We start from the raw sequence: 17,075 nt of genomic DNA, 5'->3' as shown, positions 1-17,075 counted from the left end.
CGTGCTTTGCACGACAGGACACGCCAGAGCTTGCCGGGAGAACGGCGATGACCGGCCGCCGCGACGACGATTTCCGTGTGCGCCCCAGCGCCCCGAAGAACCGGGGCAAGGGCCAGGGGCAGAGCTTTGTTTCCAAGGTGCTCAAGCAGGCCGGCAAAGCCAGCAGCGGCAAGTCCACGGTGCGCCGCCCAGCGTCGGCGCGTGGCACCGGCCAGCGTCCCGGCTCGCGCGTGGGGCGCGGCCACACGGCGGCGCGCTTCGCGGGCGCGAAGCTGACGCCCATGTCGTGGCGCGTGACCATCAAGACGCTGCTGGTCAATCACCAGCGGGCCAGCCCGCAGTCGCTCGCCAAGCACCTGCGCTACGTCGAGCGCGACGGCGCGGGCCGCGATGGCGAACCGGGCCGGGCCTACGGGCCACAGGCCGACGAAGCCAACCTGGACGCCTTCAAGGAACGCTGCGCCGACGACCGGCACCATTTCCGCTTCATAGTCTCGCCCGAGGACGGGGCCGAGCTGGACGACCTGCGGACTTATACCCGGCATCTGTTGAACCGCATGGAAGCCGACCTGGCCACGCGGCTCGATTGGGTGGCGGTCGATCACTGGAACACCGACAACCCGCACACCCACCTGATCGTGCGCGGACGCGACGACACCGGCAAAGACCTCATCATCGCCGGCGACTACATCGCCCACGGCTTCCGTCACCGGGCCGCCGAACTGGCGACCGAATGGCTGGGGCCGCGCACCGAATTGGAGATTCAGCAGACCTTGGGGCGCGAGGTAGAGCAGGAGCGGTGGACGAGCCTGGATCGCACCTTGCAGCGCGAGGCCGGTGACGATGGCCGAGTGCGGATCGAACGCTTCAATGAGCCGAGCTTGCAAAGCCAGCGCCTGCTGCTGATCGGCCGCCTGCAGCGCTTGCAGCGCCTGGGCCTGACCGACGAGACGCAGCCGGGCTCCTGGGCCATCCATACCGATGCCGAGAAGACCTTGCGCGCCCTGGGCGAGCGTGGCGACATCATCCGCACCATGCAGCGGGCCATGAGCGGCCAGCCGCGCGAGCTAGCGGTATTCGAGCCGGGCGACGATGGCCGCAGCATCATCGGTCGCGTGGCCGCGAAGGGGCTGGCTGACGAACTGCACGACCGGGGCTACCTGGTCATCGACGGCACCGACGGAAAGGCCCACTACGTCGCGCTCAATGCTCGCGACGAGTTGGCGAACTATCCTACCGGTGCCGTGGTGGAGGTGAAGGGCTCGGCCGACGTGCGCGCGGCCGACAAGAACATCGCCGCGCTGGCGAGCGATGGCCTGTACCGCGCCGATCATCACCTGGCCATCGAACAGGGCCGGGGCACGCCCGGACGCGACCCGAAGGAGGTTGTCGCCGCCCACGTCCGCAGGCTGGAAGCCCTACGCCGGGCCGGCATCGTGGAACGAGTGGCCGAAGGGCTATGGAAGGTGCCGGACGACCTGGCCGAGCGTGGCCGCCAGTACGACGCGCAGCGCCTGGGCGGTGTGGCGGTGGAACTGAAATCCCATCTACCTATCGAGCGGCAGGCCCGCGTGATCGGGGCCACCTGGCTCGACCAGCAACTGATCGGCGGCGGCCGGGGGCTGGGCGACCTGGGCTTTGGCGGAGATGCCAAGCAGGCCATGCAGCAGCGCGCCGACTTCCTGGCCGAACAAGGACTGGCCGAGCGACGCGGGCAGCGCGTCATCCTTGCACGCAACCTGCTGGGCACGCTGCGTAATAGGGAACTGGTACAGGCCGCCAAGGACATTGCGGCGGAAACCGGCCTGGAGCATCGCCCTGTCACAGACGGCCAGCGCGTGGCCGGCATCTACCGGCGTTCCGTCATGCTCGCCAGCGGACGCTACGCGATGCTTGATGACGGCATGGGATTCAGCTTGGTGCCGTGGCGGCCGGTGATCGAACAGCGGCTGGGGCAGCAGATCGCCGCGACGGTGCGCGGCGGCGGGGTGTCGTGGGAGATTGGAAGGCAGCGCGGGCCAACCATCGGATAGCCGTTCTGCCGATGCTTCAGGCCAAATCCTGCGCAACCCGTTCGGCCAGGAAATCGAGCAGCACCCTGACCCTCGCCGGCACATGGCGGCCAGGGCCGACGAAGACCGCATGGATGTCCTCCACGGCGCCAGCATCGTAATTTTCCAGCAAGGCCAGCAGCCTGCCAGCGGCGAGATCGGCCCCGACGTGGTAACGCGCCAGCCGAGCCACACCGACCCCGGCCAGCGCCATCTGGCGCATGCTCTCGCCGTCGCCCAGCCGCAGGTCGCCCGACGGTGCGATGGCGATCCGCGCGCCGTCACCGTCGATGAAGGGCCAGGCATCGACATGCCGGGCGTAGTTGAAGCCCAGGCGCCGATGCTGGCGCAGGTCTTCGGGTCGTTCGGGGGTGTTTGCGCGCCGCAGGTAGTCGGGCGAAGCCACCACCACCAGGCCGCTGGCGCCAATTCGCCGTTGGGTCAGCCGCGAATCCGGCAGCGGCCCGGTGCGGATCGCCACGTCGCTGCGGTCGTCCAGAAGATCGACCACGATGTCGCTCAGCGTCACGTCTACCTGAACGTCCGGGTAGCAGCCCAGAAACTCCGGCAAACGCGGCAACAGGTAGTGGACGCCGAAGGCCACGTGGCTGTTGATCCGCACGCGTCCGCGCGGCGATCCCGCCTGCGCCGCTTCGTGCTCGGCGCAGCCGATGTCGTCGAGGATGCGCAGGCAGCGTTCATGGAACGCGCCGCCTTCGGGCGTGAGTTGCAGCTTGCGCGTGGTGCGATGCAGCAGCTTCGTGCCCAGGCGTGTTTCCAACCGATGGATGAGCTTGCTGACGGCCGAAGCCGTCATGCCCAGCGGCTCGGCCGCGGCGGTGAAGCCTTCGGCGGCTACCACCGCGATGAACACTTCCATCTCGAAGGCACGATTGATGTTCTGGCGCGACATTCAAAGAATCCATTTCAATGGTGAATTGAACTAGAGCATCTATTTCATCATAGTCGTTCCATCTACGCTCGGAAAGGTCGATCAATCAGACCTATTCGGAGCGTTCCATGCAGGCTGCTTCCACCCAGCGCGGCACCTTGCCCGCCTTGTTGTCCATGATGGTCGGAGGCTTCGCCATCGGCACAACCGAGTACGCGAGCGTCGGGGTGCTGCCGCAGATCGCCGATGACTTCGGGGTCAACCTGGCGCGCGCCGGGCTGGTCGTCAGCGGCTATGCGCTGGGCGTCAGCTTCGGATCGCCGATCCTCGCCGCCCTGACGGGAAGCCTGTCGCGCAAGACGTTGATGCTGGCGGTGATGGCCTTGTTCGTCCTCGCCAATGCGGCCGCTGCGGTGAGCGCAAGCTACGAATTCCTCATCGGCGCGCGCGTCGTCTCCGCCTTGCCACACGGCATCTTCTTCGGCGTCGGTGCTGCGATCGCCGCGAGCCTGGTGGGGGAAGACCGCCGAGCCTCGGCGGTGGCGATCGTGTTCGGTGGCTTGACCATCGCGGTCGCGGCAGGTGTGCCGATTGCGACCGTCATCGGCCAGCGCCTGGGCTGGCCGATGGCCTACTGGTTCGTCGCGGCCATCGGTCTGGTGTCACTGGTGGCGATGGCGGCCACCTTGCCCCGCAGGATCGACATCGCGCCGGCCGGCAGTCTCATCGAGCAGGTCAAGGTGCTGGGCAGCGGGCGCCTGCTGATCGCGTTCGGCATGAACTTCTGTGCCTGGGGCGGCACCTTCGTCGCCTTCGCCTATCTGCCCAGCATCCTGGCCGACATCACCGGCTTCGGCCCGAACGGCGTGGCGTGGATGCTGGCCCTCTACGGTGTCTCGGTGATCGTCGGCAATTTCCTCGGCGGGCGGGTGTCCGACAAGAAGGTCGTGCCCGCGCTGGCGCTGATGCTCAGCGCGCAGGCGGCGGTGTTGTTGATCTTCACCTTCACGGCCCTGTCGATGCTCGGCTCGATCCTGACGCTCGGTGTGCTGGGCGCGCTGATGTTCTGCAACGTGCCGGGCCTGGCGCTCTACGTCGTGCAGCTTGCCCAGCGCCATCGGCCGGGCAACGTGGACATCGCCTCGACCATCAATGTGTCGGCCGCTAATGCCGGCATCGCGCTCGGCGCCTTCATCGGCGGGCTGGTGGCGGATTCCCGGCTGGGGCTGGGGGCGACGCCTTGGGTTGGTGCGGTCATGGTCGGCATTGGCCTGCTGCTGACGATGTGGAGCGGCTGGCTCGACCGCAGAGAGCCAAGTGCAAGTTCAGTGCTCTCGAACGCTGTTCGAGAGCACTGAACTATGGAGGCGGCATGGGCCACGTCTCGTTATCGACTGCGCTGACCTCTGGGGCTCGTGGTCTTGCTCTTGGTGGCCGGAAACACCCTCGCGCTCAGGAAGTCCACCAGCGCCCGCACCTTCGGCGAGGGGTGCTTGCTCGCCGGCCAAAGCACGTGGAAGACGCCGGCGCGCTCCACATGGTCAGCGAGGATGGGTTGAAGCCGGCCGTCGGCCAACGGCTCGCGGATGGCGAAGTCCGGCAAATAGGCGATCCCCAGTCCTTGCAGCGCAAAGCACACGCGCGTCTCGATGTTGTTGCAGATCATCGAGGTGGGCAATTGCAGTTCGGGTGCGCCAGGTTCCTGTCGCAGCGCCCAGGTTTCCAGTTTGCCGCTGTTGGGGAAGCGGTAGTGCAGGCAGGTGTGCAACAGAAGATCGGCAGGTACTTGGGGTGTCCCCCGCAAATCCAGGTAGCCAGGCGAAGCGACCAGCACCGAGCGGAAGGTGCCCAACCTGCGCGCCGTGAGGCGAGAGTCGGTCGGCTCGCCCGTGCGTACCACCGCGTCGAAACCTTCCTCGATCACATCGACCATCCGGTCGGTGAAGTCCAGGTCCAACTCGATCTCGGGGTATTCGCGCATGAACTCGCCGAGGACCGGCAGCACCAGCGAGCTGACCAGCGGCAGGCTCACCCGCAGGCGCCCGCGCGGCGCTGCGGTGGCTTGCGACAACTCCAGTTCCGCCGCCTCGATCTCGGCCAGGATGCGGCGGCTGCGTTCCAGGAACAGCGTGCCCTCAGCGGTCAGCGTGACACTGCGCGTGCTGCGGTGGAACAGGCGCACCCCCAGCTTCTCCTCCAGGCGCGCCACGCTCTTGCCGACGGCCGAGGCGGACACACCCAGCAGCCGGCCGGCGGCGACGAAGCTGCGCGTCTCGGCCACCTGCACGAACACCACGAAGCCGTTCAGGCTGTCCATTCCACACCTCTATTGCGGACACATAGATCCGCACAAACAGGAACTGTAGCCTACTTTTTCTTTAATCGCAGGATTTCTATCGTCAAGGCTTCACCCATTGAGGCGAGCGAGTTGCCATGACGAATCCTCCACTTTTCCTGCGCCAAGGCGTTCCGCCGGCGCACCTCGGTACGCGCATTCACAGCACCGTTCAGCAAGCGCTCGACGACCAGCGGCTGGTCGGTGCCGTCATCCTCGTGGCGCGCGACGGCGAACTGATCCATCAGCAGGCCGCCGGCTTCGCCGACCGCGAAAGCGCGCGGCCGATGACCTTGGAGGCGGTGTTTCGGCTGGCCTCGGTGAGCAAGCCCATCGTCTCCACTGCGGCCCTGGCGCTGGTGGCGCAAGGCCGGCTCGACCTGGATGCGGGCATCGAGCACTGGCTGCCGGAATTCCAGCCCCGGCTGGCCGACCGCCGCTCGGCACGCATCACGGTGCGACAACTGCTCAGCCATACGGCCGGCCTCGGCTACCGCTTCTTCGAGGCCGACACAGCCGGCCCCTATGCACGGGCCGGCGTGTCGGACGGCATGGATGCGTCCGGCATCAGCCTGGAGGAGAACCTGCGCCGCCTCGCCAGCGTGCCGTTGTTGTACGAACCGGGCACGGCCTGGGGCTATTCATTGGCCACGGACGTGCTGGGCGCGCTGATCGCGCGCGCCCACGGCACGCCGCTGCACGAGGCTGTGCGCCAACTCGTGACCGGCCCGCTGGGCATGGTCGATACGGGCTTCGTCGCGCGCGATCCCCAGCGCGTGGCGACCGCCTATGTGAACGACGCGCCGCAGCCGCATCGGCTGGCCGAGGGTGAGACGGTCTCGGCCTTCGAGGGCGCCGTGGGCATCACCTACAGCCCATCCCGCATCTTCGATCCGCAGGCATTTCCTTCGGGCGGTGCAGGCATGGCGGGGACGGCGCAAGACCTGCTGCGCCTGCTGGAAGCCTTGCGCCAGGGCTGCGGTGCGTTCCTGCCCAACGAATGGATCGCGGAGATGGCGCGGGATCAAACGGACGGCCGGGAACTGCCCGATGCGCCGGGCTTCGGCTTCGGACTGGGATTCTCGGTCTTGCGCGACCCGGTGCTGGCCGCTTCCCCCGAATCGGCGGGCACCTGGCGCTGGGGCGGTGCCTACGGCCACTCGTGGTTCGTGGATCGAGCGCAGGGCCTGAGCGTCGTGGCCTTCACCAACACGCTGTACGAAGGCATGTCCGGCCGCTTCGTCACCGACCTGCGCGATGCCGTCTATGGCGCGCTGGAGGTGCGCTGATGACGATCCCATCTGCATCGATGAGCGCCGTTGCCGATGACCGCCTGCCGCTGGTGTCACTGCTGGCACTGGCGATGGCGGCCTTCATCACCATCCTGACCGAAGCGCTGCCGGCCGGTCTGCTGCCGCAGATGGCACAGGGCCTGATGGTGTCCGAGGCCTGGGTCGGCCAGACCGTCACCATCTATGCCATCGGTTCGCTGGTGGCGGCGATTCCGCTGACCGCCGCGACGCAGGGCGTGCGCCGCCGCCCGCTGCTGCTGGCGGCCATCGCCGGTTTCGTCGTCGCCAATACCGTTACGACGTTCTCCGGCAGCTATGTCCTGACGATGGTGGCGCGCTTCCTGGCGGGTGTGTCGGCCGGGCTGCTGTGGGCGCTGCTGGCGGGCTATGCCGCGCGCATGGTGCCCGAGCACAAGAAGGGCCGCGCCATCGCCATTGCGATGGTCGGCACGCCGCTGGCGCTGTCGCTGGGCGTGCCGGCCGGCACCTTCCTCGGCAACCTGGTCGGCTGGCGGACGTGCTTCGGCATCATGAGCGCGTTGGCGCTGGTGCTCATGGTGTGGGTGCGCGTCCAGGTGCCGGACTTCGCCGGGCAGGCAGCGGGCAAGCGGCTGCCGCTGGGCCGTGTTTTCACCATCGCCGGCGTGCGCCCGGTGCTGTTCGTGGTGCTGGCGTTCGTGCTGGCGCACAACATCCTCTACACCTACATCGCACCGTTCCTGGCGGCGGCGGGCATGGCCGAGCGGACGGACCTGGTGCTGCTGGTGTTCGGCGTCACCGCGCTGCTGGGCATCTGGATCGTCGGCGTGCTGATCGACCGCCATCTGCGTGCGCTGACGCTCGCCAGCACCGTCGTGTTCGGCCTGTCCGCGCTGGCGCTGGGCGTGGCGGGCGATGCGCCTGCCGTGGTCTATGCGGCGGTGGCCGCCTGGGGACTCGCCTTTGGTGGTGCGGCGACGCTGTTCCAGACGGCGCTGGCCAAGACGGCGGGCGAAGCGGCGGACGTCGCCCAGTCCATGCTGGTCACCGCCTGGAACACGGCGATTGCCGGGGGTGGCATCGTCGGCGGCGTGCTGCTCGAACGGCTGGGCGTCGGCGCGTTCGCACCGGCCTTGCTGGTGTTGCTGGCGGCGACGCTGGTGGTGGTGTGGGCGGCTAGGCGGCATGGCTTTCCCGCTCCGGCGGGTGCGGCCGGGTCATGCCCGGCAACCACGCCCGATCGACGGACAGAAGTGCAACCATGAACGGCGCGCGCGCACTGTTCTTCATCGCACTGGGGCTGTTCGGCCTGTATGCCGTCGAGTTCGGCGTGGTCGGCATCCTGCCGGCCATCGTCCAGCGTCACGGCATCAGCGTGGCCCAGGCCGGCTGGCTGGTCGCGCTGTTCGCCGGTGTGGTCGCGGCGTGCGGGCCGGCCATGGTGTTGTGGCTGTCGCGCTTCGACCGGCGCAAGGTGCTGGCCGGTTCGTTGCTGGTCTTCAGCCTGTGCAGCCTGCTGTCGGCCTGGGCGCCCAGCTTCGGGGTGCTGATGGCGTTGCGCGTGCCGTCGGCCCTGCTGCACCCGGTGTTCTTCTCGGTGGCCTTCGCCGCGGCCGTGTCGCTGTACCCGGCGGAACGTGCCGCGCACGCCACCTCGATGGCATTCCTTGGCACCACGCTGGGGCTGGTGCTGGGTGTGCCATTGGCGACCTGGATCGAGGCCAGGGTGTCCTACGAGGCGGCGTTCTACTTCTGCGCGGCGGTGAGCCTGGCCGCTGCCGCCGGGCTGTGGATCATGCTGCCCTCCAGGCCCGAGGCGCAGGCGGCCGCACAGAGTCGTCCACTCGCCGTCCTGCGTAGACCCACCGTCTGGCTGTCGATCGCGACGGCGGTGTGCGTGTTCGCCGCGATGTTCTCCGTCTACAGCTATGCCGCCGAATACCTGGCGCGGCAGGCGCGCATGGACGGAGAGGCGATCAGCGTGCTGCTGGCGGTCTTCGGCGTGGGCGGCGTGCTGGGCAACCTGCTGGCCGGGCGTGCGCTGGGACGCCGGCTCGCCTGGACTGTGCTGGGCTATCCCGTGGCGCTGGCGGCCGCCTACGGCGTGCTGCTGGTGTTCGCTTCGCCTTCTTTCGCGGCCATGCTGCCGGTCTGTCTGCTATGGGGCGCGGCGCACACCAGCGGTTTGATCGTGAGCCAGATGTGGATGACCTCGGCGGCGCCGGACGCACCCGAGTTCGCCACCAGCCTCTATGTCTCTGCGGCCAACCTCGGCGTGGTGCTGGGGGCGGCGGCCAGCGGCGGCTTCATCGAAGCAATAGGGATGCAGGGAACGGTTTGGAGTGGCTGGTTGTTTGCGGCGTTGGCGATGGCTGCCGTGCTGGCCAGAAAGCCCTGGCGGGCAAGCGAGGCCGCCGTACCCCGACTGGCGCATAGCGCCACCACATCACGGGGAACGAGGGAGGGATGACGCTTGGAGCTTCGTCACCTGCGCTGCTTCCTGGCCGTGGCCGAAGAACTGCACTTTGCCCGTGCTGCCGAGCGACTGCACATCGAACAGTCGCCGCTGTCGCGCGCCATCAAGGAACTGGAAGAAGAACTGGGCGTGGTGCTGTTCGCCCGCACCACGCGCAGCACGCGACTGACCCGCGCGGGCAAGCTGCTCTTCGACCATGTGCCGCGCGTCTTCGCCGCCTTGCAGCAAGCCCGCGATAGCGTGAAGGCGGCGGCCAATGGCTTCCACGGCCAGTTGCGCATCGCGCTGTCCGACGGCATCACGCCTTCGCGCTTGCCGGCCTTGCTGGCGCTGTGCCGGCAGGAAGAACCCGAAGTGGAAATCCGTCTGTTCGAGGTGCCGCTGTCGCAGCAGATCAAAGGGCTGAATGATGACCTGTACGACGTGGGTTTCGCCCGCGCCGATGAAGCCGGTGATGGCATCGTGGCTGTGCCTGTCTGGAGCGACCCGCTGATGGTAGCCGTGCCGTCGCGGCATCCCTTGCTGGCGCACAAGCGTATCCCGCTGGAAGATGTGCTGCGTTATCCGCTGGTGCTGTGCGACCCAGTGGCATGTGAAGGCCATGCACGGCAGGTGGATCGTGTGCTGCGCCGCGTGGACATGGAGCCGCTGGTGGCCGAACGGGTGACGTCCTGCGACCTGATGATGGCGCTGGTTTCGGCCGGCTTCGCTCTGGGGTTGACGGGTGCCGCGCACATCGCGGCCAGCCGCGAGCAGGGCGTGGTGGCTCGGCCGCTGGCTGCTCGATCGCCACTGCTCACAACCTATCTGCTGCGCCTGGATGCCGAGCCATCGGAAACACTGGCCCGCTTCATCGAGCGCGTGCAGGCCATCGACTCGCCCGAAGCCGACAAGCCGATGCCGGACGACGATCCCGATTCCCTGGAGGAACCCGAACCATGAAGAAGGCCATTGCGTTCGTGCTGGTTGCGGTGCTGACAGGCTGCGGCCCGAAGGATGCGCCAGAGAAGAAAGACGTGCCGAGCGTTGAAGAACTGGCATCCGATCCCGCGCGCCTCAAAGAGCTGCGCCAACAGTGCAAGACGGAACGCCCCAGGCTGGGCGACGTGTTTTGCAATCGAGTCGCCGAAGCCACGCGCAAGCGATTCTATGGCGACGGCAATACGCCTTACACGCCACCGGAGGAACCACCCAAGTTCTGAATCCAGCGCGATAGCCGGTGTTGGAAGACGCAATGCTTCTCTATGAAATTACGGCAATGGTCGCCGTTCATACCGAACGGGCAATGTGCTCGCGCAGCCACTGATGCGCAGCATCGCGGTGCACCCGCTCGGACCAGAGCATGAGCATCTCGAAGCCGGGGACTTCCAGGGGCGGTTCGACCACTTGCAGCGCCGCGTTGCCGCTCACCAGCCGCGACGGCACCATCGCCACCAGATCGGTGCTTGCCAGAACTGCGCTCAGAAACAGGAAATGCGGCACCGACAGCGCGACCCGGCGCGCCAGGCCCCGTTCGGCCAGCGCCGTATCCGTCACCCCATGGAAGCCGCCGCCGTCGGGTGAGACGATGGCATGGTCGAGCCGGCAGAACTGCGCCAGCGTGGGTCGGCGTTTCAATCGAGGGTGTCCTGCGCGGCCGGCGAGCATGTAGCGCTCCGTGAACAGCGTGCGGCGGCGCAGGTCCTGCGGCGCTTCGGCGCCGATCATGAAGGCCAGATCGATATCGCCTTGTTCCGCTTTCCTCGCAACGTGCGCAGGAGCGGTTTGCACGACAGCCAGACGTGTCGCCGGCGCCGCCGCACGTATCGCCGCCAGGGCGGGCAGCAGGATCGTGAACTCTCCATAGTCGAAGGCTGCTACGCGCCAAGTGTGGTTGGCCTGGGCAGGGTCGAAGACATCGGACGGCGCGACCGCCTGGTCCAGCGCGGCCAATGCCTGCCGCAGCGGCTCGCGCAGTTCGTCGGCGCGGGCGGTGGGCCGCATGCCCCGGGGACCGGGCAGCAGCAGCGGATCGCCGAAGAAGTCCCGGAGCCGGGCGAGCTGCACGCTCACCGTGGGCTGCGCCAGATGCAGGCGCTCGGCCGCGCGGGTCACGTTGTGCTCGACCAGCAGGGCGTCGAGCGTGACCAGCAGGTTCAGGTCGAGGCGTCTCAATGAATTGCTCATGGCAATACCAGTAATACTGGAAATTCATTTCTACTATATCTAGTGAAAGCCTATCGTGCCTCCATGATTGACGAGGCACCTGCCATGAACATTCTTCTTGTCCACGCCCACCCGGAGCGTACATCCGTCACCCATCAACTCGCCGGAATCTCGTCCGAGGTACTCAAGGGCCAGGGGCACGAGGTCGTGCAGTCCGACCTGTACGCCATGGGATGGAAGGCGGTGTTCGACGAACAGGACTTTCCCAGCCGCGCCAATCGGGATCGCCTGTCCTTCATCGAGGAATCAGGCCATGCGTTTGCCAACGGCGGCCAGACCGCCGACGTGGAGGAAGAACAACGCAAGCTGCTGGCCGCCGATGCGGTGATCCTGCATTTCCCGCTGTGGTGGTTCAGCATGCCGGCGATCATGAAGGGCTGGGTGGACCGGGTATGGGCCTACGGCCTGGCCTATGGCTACCGGGGTGCCGGCAACGCCCATCGCTACGGCGAAGGCGGCTTCGCCGGCAAGCGCGCGCTGCTCGCCGTCGCCGTTGGCGGGCCGGAGATCGACTATTCTCCGCGCGGCATCAATGGGCCGTTGGAGCAGCTGCTGTTTCCGATTACGCACGGCACGCTGTTCTTCCCAGGTATGCAGGTGCTGCCCACCTTCGCGGTCTACGGGGCTGCCGGCCTGGACGACCGAGGCATGGCCGAGGCCAGCGCGGCATGGCGCGGCCGGCTGGACAGGCTGTTCGAGGATGCACCCATCGCCTTTCGTCCCCAGAACGGCGGTGACTACCCGGACCGCCATGTGCTGGCCGATCATGTCGCGCCGGGTCGGACGGGCTTGGCGGCACATATCGCCGAAGCGGGGGAAAGCCGCCGCGTCCGTCCGGGGGACTGAGTTAAAGACGCTCGTGCTGGAGGAAGGGATGGATGCCTCGCCCTCGTCAAACCGGATTGCTCGTCGCCTCGAATGCCGCCATCGCCGTTTCGACGATACCGAGCAATGCCTGCCGCCCGGCGCCATCCTGAGCCTGGAAGGAGATGCCCTGAATGATGGTGGCGAAGTAAGTCGCCAGGCGTTCGGTATCGGTGCCGGCCGCCAGTTCGCCGTCGCCGACGCCGCGCTCCAGGCGCTGGCGAATCAACCTTGTGGTGCTGCGCCTCAGTTCGCACATGTGCTCGCGCAAGGGCGCGTTCTGCGCTTGGCAGTTGAACAGACCCAGGCTGACCATGCAGCCGCCGGAGGACGGGCTGGCCAGGGCGACCTCCAGGCTCGCCAGCAGCATCCGCTCGATGGCCTCGCGCACGCCTGGCGTCTCGGCCAGCACCTTCATGCTGCCGCCCCCCACCGTAGCGAGGTACAAATCGACCGACTCCCGGTACAGGGCGTCCTTGGAACCGAAGGCGGCGTAGAAGCTGGGCGGATTGAGGCCCATGGCGACCATCAGTTCGGTGAGTGAGGCCGCCTCGTAGCCTTTGGCCCAGAACACGTCCATCGCGCGCGCAAGCGCGGCGTCACGATCGAAGCTGCGGGGACGTCCGCGAGCCATGCTGCCTCCTTTTGTGTATCGGCGATGCAGCCATTCTTGACGGTGATTGCCTCTGTGCAAATAATGTAATCCATTTTACAGAAATTGAGCAAGCCCATGCCTGACTACCTTGACCCCCGCATCGAGACCGTCCGTGACTACTTCCGCAAGGTCGATGCGAAGGACCCTTCGCTGCTCGATCTGTTCACCGAGGATGTCGAGTTCTTCTTCCCCAAGTTCGGCGTGGCGCGCGGCAAGGCCGCATTGACACGGTTTGCCGAGCGCATCGCCAAGGATGCGGCGAAGCTGACCCATGACATCGACGGCCTGGTCTTCACCGTGGATGGCGACCGCATCGCCGTGGAAGGCCGGGAATGGGGCGTGACGGCAGATGGCAGATCGTGGCCGGACGGCGAGATTTCCCAGGGGCGCTTCGCCAATGTGTTCGAGTTCGAGGGGGCGCTGATCAAGCGGACTTTCATCTACGTCGATCCCGACGTGACCAGTGAAGATCGCCGGCGCGTGGCGCTGTACCGGGGAGTAGCACCTGCTGCGACGCTGCGCGAGATTGCCTTGCGCTATTTCGAACGGGTGGCCGCGTTCTGGGAGGCGCCGGACGAGCCGCAGACGCTGGCGGCCATCCTTGAATTGTTCGCCGAGGACGTGGATTGGGATGTCCCTGGCGACCTCTCCGCCGTGCCGTGGATCGGCCCGCGCCGCGACCGCGAGGCGGTGGGCGCGTTCTACCGCGAACTCGCCGCGCAGCTCGCGCCGGAGCGGTTCGAGGTGCAGCGCATCCTGGCCGACGACGAGCAAGCGGTGGCGCTGGGCGAACTGGCCTCGCGGGTCAGGGCCACCGGCCGGCTGATCGAGACGCCGTTCGCCTTCGTTCTATCGGTTCGTGATGGCAGGATCGTGCGCTATCGCATGCTGGAAGACAGCCATGCCGTGGCAGTCGCGGCGTCGGGACAAGGCGCCTAGCCGATAACTACAGCCTCGCCCGGCCGCAGCCTGCGCCGTCTTCGCGCCGCCCTCGATATGGGCATCGCCCCAAGCCTTCAACGCGTGGATGACGGGGGCCAGCGTCTGGCCGTAGTCCGTCATCATCCGTTCTTCTCGCCGGACATCCGCGTCGTCGAACTCGATGCCGATCGGCGCTCCGGGCGTCCCTTCCCGAACCTGGCGTGGAATACGCCGCACAAGGACAGCGACCACTACCTGGACTCGGTGCTGGGATTGCGCGGCGACGCGCAGGGCGTGGTCTGGGTGCTGGACATGGGCACGCGCGGCGGCATCACCCCCAAGCTCGTCGGCTGGAACACCCGCACGGAGAAGTTGGAGCGCATCTACCACATCCCCGCACCGGCTTCGCGGCCGGAATCGCAACTCAACGATTTCGCCATCGACCCAGTGCACGGCGCGTTCTACATCGCCGACGAGGGCATCGGCCCCGGCGGCGACGGCAGCCAGGCCGCACTGGTGGCCGTGGACGCGCGCACGGGTGCCTCGCGCCGGCTGCTGGAAGGCCACGCCAGCGTGCTGCCCGAAGATGTACCGATCAGCGTCGATGGCCGTGAGCTGCGCGTACCGGGCAGTGATGGGAAGCCGGCACGCCTGCGCGTCGGCGCCGACGGGATCGCGCTCGACAAGGACGCCACGTGGCTCTACTTCGGACCGCTCAACGGCGGCTGGCTCTACCGTGTACGCACCGCGGACCTGCTCGACACGTCGCTGGATGCCGGCACGCTGGGTCAGCGCGTGGAACGCCATGCGCGCAAGCCCAACAACGGCGGGCTGTCGATCGACGATGCAGGCAACCTGTACCTGACCGGAGTCGAACATCGCGCGGTCGGCGTGATCGGAGCGGACGATCGCCAGTACCGGCGGCTGGCCACACATCCTGACTTGATCTGGCCCGACGGTGTCAGCTTCTCGCCGGACGGGTGGATGTACGTGTCGGCCGCGCAGCTCTCGGAAGTTCCTGTGTTCAACGAGGGCAAGGCCTTGCAAAGACCGCCTTACTACATATTTCGGTTCCGGCCCATAGCGCCGGGACGGCTGGGAAATTGACGGAATGGGCCGCGCTGACAATATCCCTTCGGCTATCCGCCACGGTGCGGCCTCCTTCCTGCGGGAGATTCTTCGGCAAGGCCCCCTGGCGATCACGAAACTACTTGCTGCGCTTGACCATCGCCAGGATGGTCTCCATCAACTCGTCCCGCGCCTGTTCCTCATTGATGTCGCCGGCCACCGCCGCCTGCGACAGCGCATCGGCCGCACCGAGCATCGCCCACAGGCTCGCCAGCGATACGCCCTGCGGGCCTGCAAAGGGCGCGAGGATGGTCTGGCACTTTTCGATGAAGGCTTGCTGGTACTGCCGCTTCACTGCCGCCAGCTCCGGCGAACCGCCGAGCGCAGCCAACACACCCGGAATCTCGCGCCCCTGGGTCAGCACGCATTCGATGTAGCTGGCGGCGATGACGTGCGCCTTGTCTTTCAACGTCGGCTTGCTGGCGGCGATGGCGGCGTCGATCAATGCCGTCTGGCGTACGTCGAAATCCTGATAGAGCGCCGCCAACAACCCGTTGCGCGTGCCGAAGTGGTCATAGACCACCGGCTTGGTGACGCCTGCCGCATCGGCGAGCCGCCCCAAGGTCAGCGCGTCCGCGCCCTCATCGCGGATCAAGGTCCAGGAGACATCCAGCAACTGACGCAGGCGCTCGTCCCTGGGCAGGCGACGGCGTGGTGAATCCTGGGCGGCATCAGGGGTTCTGGTTTGGCTTGACATCGCTATATACCAATAGTAACTTACCACCCGTAAGTTACTTTCAGTATATAGGGGGCGCTTCCAAGACGCAATCGGAAAGCGCCCGCAGCGAGTCCATGACCATGACGACCACTACGCTATCGACTGCACAACCCGCCGGCCGCAAGGCATGGTTCGGCCTTTTCACCGTTCTTGCCCTCGTCCTGCTGGTGGCGATGGACGGCTCGGTGCTGTACCTCGCCATGCCGCGCGTCACCTCCTCGATCCTGCCGACGGCAGACCAGGCGCTCTGGATTCTCGACATTTACGGCTTCGTCGTGGGGTCGCTGCTGATCACCTTCGGCAGCGTCGGGGATCGCTACGGGCGATTGAGGCTGATGATGGCCGGCGCCATCATTTTTGGACTGGGGTCGCTGGGCGTGGCGTACTCGACCACGCCCGAAGCCATGATCGCGTTTCGTGCGCTGATGGGCTTGGGCGGTGCCACGCTGCTGCCCTCGGGGCTGGCCATCGTCAGCGCTTTGTTTCCCGATCCGCGCCAACGGGCGCAGGCCATCGGCATCTTCGCGGCGACGTTCGCGGCGGGCTTTGCCATCGGGCCAGTGATCGGCGGGCTGCTGCTGCAACGCTTCGATTGGGGTGTGGTGTTCCTGATCAACGTGCCGGTGGTGCTGGCCTTCCTGCTGGCTGCGCCAATTCTGCTGCGCGAAGTGCGCGCGGCCCGCTATGGCCGCATCGACCTTCCGAGCCTGTTGCTGTCCTTCGCCGGCATCCTGCTGTTCACCTATTCGATCAAAAGCGCGGCAGCAGTGGGATTCACGGCACCGCAGGTCGTGATGGGCATCGTCGGCATCGCCGCGCTGGCGCTGTTTATCCGCCGGCAGACGAAGATCGCGTTCCCGCTATTGGATCTGAGCCTGTTCAAAGACCGCATCTTCTCGATCGCCATCCTGACCGGCCTACTGTCGCTGGTGGTCTGGTCGGCCGCAGGGTACTTGTCGGGCATCTACCTGCAATCTGTGCTGGGCTTCGAGGTGTTCACCGCGGCGCTGCTGACCCTGCCGGGTGCCGTGGTGCTCACCGCCACCTGTGTCGGCACGAGCCGTATCGTCGAGCGCATCGGCCGCAAGGCCGCGCTGGTCGCCACGCATCTGTTGATCAGCGCGGGCGTGTTCCTGCTGCTGTTCACGACGACCGAGGCTGGCGCGATCGCATTTGTGGCCTCGACGGTGATTGCCGGGATCGGGTACGGCCTGTCCTTTAGTTTGGTGGCCGAGATCGCAGTGTCGGCGGTGCCGCCCGAGCGCGCAGGCGCAGCCGGCTCCATCGCGGAAACCAGCAACGAGATCGGCAATGCCTTGGGTATCACCCTGTTGGGATCGCTGGCGGCGCTGGTCTTCCGGCTGTCGGGCCCAGGCGTGGCCGGCACCTTGAATGAAACCCTCGACCACGCGGAGGTAGCGGCAGAGGCCGTGATGCAGGCCAAGGAGGCGTTCCTGTCGGGGCTGCACCTGGCCGTTGGCGTGGGTGGACTGCTCACGCTCCTGGTCGGAGTCGTGGCCTGGCTCTGGTTGCCGCGCAAGCTACCGGAATAAGGAATC

At 66.9% G+C, this 17,075-nt stretch carries 16 protein-coding genes; 11 read left to right on the top strand and 5 right to left on the bottom strand.

The genetic code is table 11. The features are described from left to right. Positions 1–47 precede the first annotated feature (47 nt). The gene (locus AVCA_RS16320; protein ID WP_012702119.1) at positions 48–2,033 is read left to right on the top strand and encodes a relaxase/mobilization nuclease domain-containing protein; all 1,986 of its coding nucleotides are present in this window, start codon (positions 48–50) and stop codon (positions 2,031–2,033) included. 16 nt (positions 2,034–2,049) lie between these two features. Here AVCA_RS16320 and AVCA_RS16315 read toward each other — a convergent pair whose 3' ends face one another. Next, positions 2,050–2,964 carry a LysR family transcriptional regulator gene (locus AVCA_RS16315; protein ID WP_012702118.1) on the bottom strand — a complete coding sequence of 305 codons (915 nt, stop codon included), beginning with the start codon at positions 2,962–2,964 and terminating at the stop codon, positions 2,050–2,052. Positions 2,965–3,071: 107 nt separating this feature from the next. Here AVCA_RS16315 and AVCA_RS16310 point away from each other — a divergent pair, with 107 nt between their 5' ends. Beyond that, positions 3,072–4,301 (top strand): MFS transporter, encoded by a 1,230-nt coding sequence (locus AVCA_RS16310; RefSeq protein ID WP_236616212.1) that lies wholly within the window; start codon positions 3,072–3,074, stop codon positions 4,299–4,301. 29 nt (positions 4,302–4,330) lie between these two features. Here AVCA_RS16310 and AVCA_RS16305 read toward each other — a convergent pair whose 3' ends face one another. Continuing rightward, complete coding sequence (locus AVCA_RS16305; RefSeq protein WP_012702115.1) at positions 4,331–5,260, bottom strand: LysR family transcriptional regulator; 930 nt, start codon at positions 5,258–5,260, stop codon at positions 4,331–4,333. A gap of 116 nt (positions 5,261–5,376) precedes the next feature. Between AVCA_RS16305 and AVCA_RS16300 the strand changes: the two genes are divergently transcribed. The 5 genes from AVCA_RS16300 to AVCA_RS16280 are packed head-to-tail and all read left to right on the top strand — an operon-like array spanning position 5,377 to position 10,227. Beyond that, positions 5,377–6,567, top strand: coding sequence for a serine hydrolase domain-containing protein (locus AVCA_RS16300; protein WP_012702114.1), 1,191 nt, complete (start codon positions 5,377–5,379; stop codon positions 6,565–6,567). A gap of 20 nt (positions 6,568–6,587) precedes the next feature. Beyond that, positions 6,588–7,814, top strand: a complete 1,227-nt coding sequence (locus tag AVCA_RS16295) for an MFS transporter (protein WP_012702113.1) — start codon at positions 6,588–6,590, stop codon at positions 7,812–7,814. Continuing rightward, positions 7,811–9,019, top strand: a complete 1,209-nt coding sequence (locus tag AVCA_RS16290) for an MFS transporter (protein WP_012702112.1) — start codon at positions 7,811–7,813, stop codon at positions 9,017–9,019. The genes AVCA_RS16295 and AVCA_RS16290 overlap by 4 nt, the downstream gene beginning before the upstream one ends. Before the next feature lie 3 nt (positions 9,020–9,022). After that, positions 9,023–9,967, top strand: a complete 945-nt coding sequence (locus AVCA_RS16285) for a LysR family transcriptional regulator (protein WP_012702111.1) — start codon at positions 9,023–9,025, stop codon at positions 9,965–9,967. Further along, positions 9,964–10,227 carry an EexN family lipoprotein gene (locus tag AVCA_RS16280; RefSeq protein ID WP_012702110.1) on the top strand — a complete coding sequence of 88 codons (264 nt, stop codon included), beginning with the start codon at positions 9,964–9,966 and terminating at the stop codon, positions 10,225–10,227. Before AVCA_RS16285 ends, AVCA_RS16280 begins: the two co-directional genes overlap by 4 nt. Before the next feature lie 67 nt (positions 10,228–10,294). Here AVCA_RS16280 and AVCA_RS16275 read toward each other — a convergent pair whose 3' ends face one another. Next, complete coding sequence (locus tag AVCA_RS16275) at positions 10,295–11,191, bottom strand: LysR family transcriptional regulator (protein ID WP_012702109.1); 897 nt, start codon at positions 11,189–11,191, stop codon at positions 10,295–10,297. 84 nt (positions 11,192–11,275) lie between these two features. Between AVCA_RS16275 and AVCA_RS16270 the strand changes: the two genes are divergently transcribed. Beyond that, positions 11,276–12,076, top strand: a complete 801-nt coding sequence (locus AVCA_RS16270; RefSeq protein WP_012702108.1) for an NAD(P)H-dependent oxidoreductase — start codon at positions 11,276–11,278, stop codon at positions 12,074–12,076. A gap of 46 nt (positions 12,077–12,122) precedes the next feature. Here the strand turns inward: AVCA_RS16270 and AVCA_RS16265 are convergent, their stop codons facing one another. Then, a complete protein-coding gene (locus AVCA_RS16265) occupies positions 12,123–12,728 on the bottom strand; it encodes a TetR/AcrR family transcriptional regulator (protein WP_236616201.1) in 606 nt (201 codons plus the stop codon). A gap of 84 nt (positions 12,729–12,812) precedes the next feature. Here AVCA_RS16265 and AVCA_RS16260 point away from each other — a divergent pair, with 84 nt between their 5' ends. Further along, on the top strand, positions 12,813–13,688 hold the full coding sequence (locus AVCA_RS16260) for a nuclear transport factor 2 family protein (RefSeq protein ID WP_236616199.1): 876 nt from the start codon (positions 12,813–12,815) through the stop codon (positions 13,686–13,688). 57 nt (positions 13,689–13,745) lie between these two features. Next, positions 13,746–14,777, top strand: a complete 1,032-nt coding sequence (locus AVCA_RS16255; RefSeq protein ID WP_012702105.1) for an SMP-30/gluconolactonase/LRE family protein — start codon at positions 13,746–13,748, stop codon at positions 14,775–14,777. A 100-nt stretch (positions 14,778–14,877) separates the two neighbouring features. Here AVCA_RS16255 and AVCA_RS16250 read toward each other — a convergent pair whose 3' ends face one another. After that, the gene (locus tag AVCA_RS16250; protein WP_012702104.1) at positions 14,878–15,495 is read right to left on the bottom strand and encodes a TetR/AcrR family transcriptional regulator; all 618 of its coding nucleotides are present in this window, start codon (positions 15,493–15,495) and stop codon (positions 14,878–14,880) included. Positions 15,496–15,590: 95 nt separating this feature from the next. On the opposite strand from AVCA_RS16250, the gene AVCA_RS16245 reads away from it, so the two are divergent. Next, complete coding sequence (locus tag AVCA_RS16245) at positions 15,591–17,069, top strand: MFS transporter (protein WP_012702103.1); 1,479 nt, start codon at positions 15,591–15,593, stop codon at positions 17,067–17,069. Positions 17,070–17,075: the final 6 nt, after the last annotated feature.

Origin of the sequence: Azotobacter vinelandii CA, from assembly GCF_000380335.1 — a bacterium.
GTDB lineage: Bacteria > Pseudomonadota > Gammaproteobacteria > Pseudomonadales > Pseudomonadaceae > Azotobacter > Azotobacter vinelandii.
Note: the sequence above shows the minus strand (reverse complement) of the source record. Positions and strands in the feature narration are given on the sequence as shown.

What these genes read in the sequence shown, in the direction of transcription:
- AVCA_RS16320 (WP_012702119.1), top strand. Translation starts at nt 48, where the DNA reads ATGACCGGCCGCCGCGACGACGATTTCCGTGTGCGCCCCAGCGCCCCG.
- AVCA_RS16315 (WP_012702118.1), bottom strand. Translation starts at nt 2,964, where the DNA reads ATGTCGCGCCAGAACATCAATCGTGCCTTCGAGATGGAAGTGTTCATC.
- AVCA_RS16310 (WP_236616212.1), top strand. Translation starts at nt 3,072, where the DNA reads ATGCAGGCTGCTTCCACCCAGCGCGGCACCTTGCCCGCCTTGTTGTCC.
- AVCA_RS16305 (WP_012702115.1), bottom strand. Translation starts at nt 5,260, where the DNA reads ATGGACAGCCTGAACGGCTTCGTGGTGTTCGTGCAGGTGGCCGAGACG.
- AVCA_RS16300 (WP_012702114.1), top strand. Translation starts at nt 5,377, where the DNA reads ATGACGAATCCTCCACTTTTCCTGCGCCAAGGCGTTCCGCCGGCGCAC.
- AVCA_RS16295 (WP_012702113.1), top strand. Translation starts at nt 6,588, where the DNA reads ATGAGCGCCGTTGCCGATGACCGCCTGCCGCTGGTGTCACTGCTGGCA.
- AVCA_RS16290 (WP_012702112.1), top strand. Translation starts at nt 7,811, where the DNA reads ATGAACGGCGCGCGCGCACTGTTCTTCATCGCACTGGGGCTGTTCGGC.
- AVCA_RS16280 (WP_012702110.1), top strand. Translation starts at nt 9,964, where the DNA reads ATGAAGAAGGCCATTGCGTTCGTGCTGGTTGCGGTGCTGACAGGCTGC.
- AVCA_RS16275 (WP_012702109.1), bottom strand. Translation starts at nt 11,191, where the DNA reads ATGAGCAATTCATTGAGACGCCTCGACCTGAACCTGCTGGTCACGCTC.
- AVCA_RS16270 (WP_012702108.1), top strand. Translation starts at nt 11,276, where the DNA reads ATGAACATTCTTCTTGTCCACGCCCACCCGGAGCGTACATCCGTCACC.
- AVCA_RS16265 (WP_236616201.1), bottom strand. Translation starts at nt 12,728, where the DNA reads ATGGCTCGCGGACGTCCCCGCAGCTTCGATCGTGACGCCGCGCTTGCG.
- AVCA_RS16255 (WP_012702105.1), top strand. Translation starts at nt 13,746, where the DNA reads ATGGGCATCGCCCCAAGCCTTCAACGCGTGGATGACGGGGGCCAGCGT.
- AVCA_RS16250 (WP_012702104.1), bottom strand. Translation starts at nt 15,495, where the DNA reads ATGTCAAGCCAAACCAGAACCCCTGATGCCGCCCAGGATTCACCACGC.
- AVCA_RS16245 (WP_012702103.1), top strand. Translation starts at nt 15,591, where the DNA reads ATGACCATGACGACCACTACGCTATCGACTGCACAACCCGCCGGCCGC.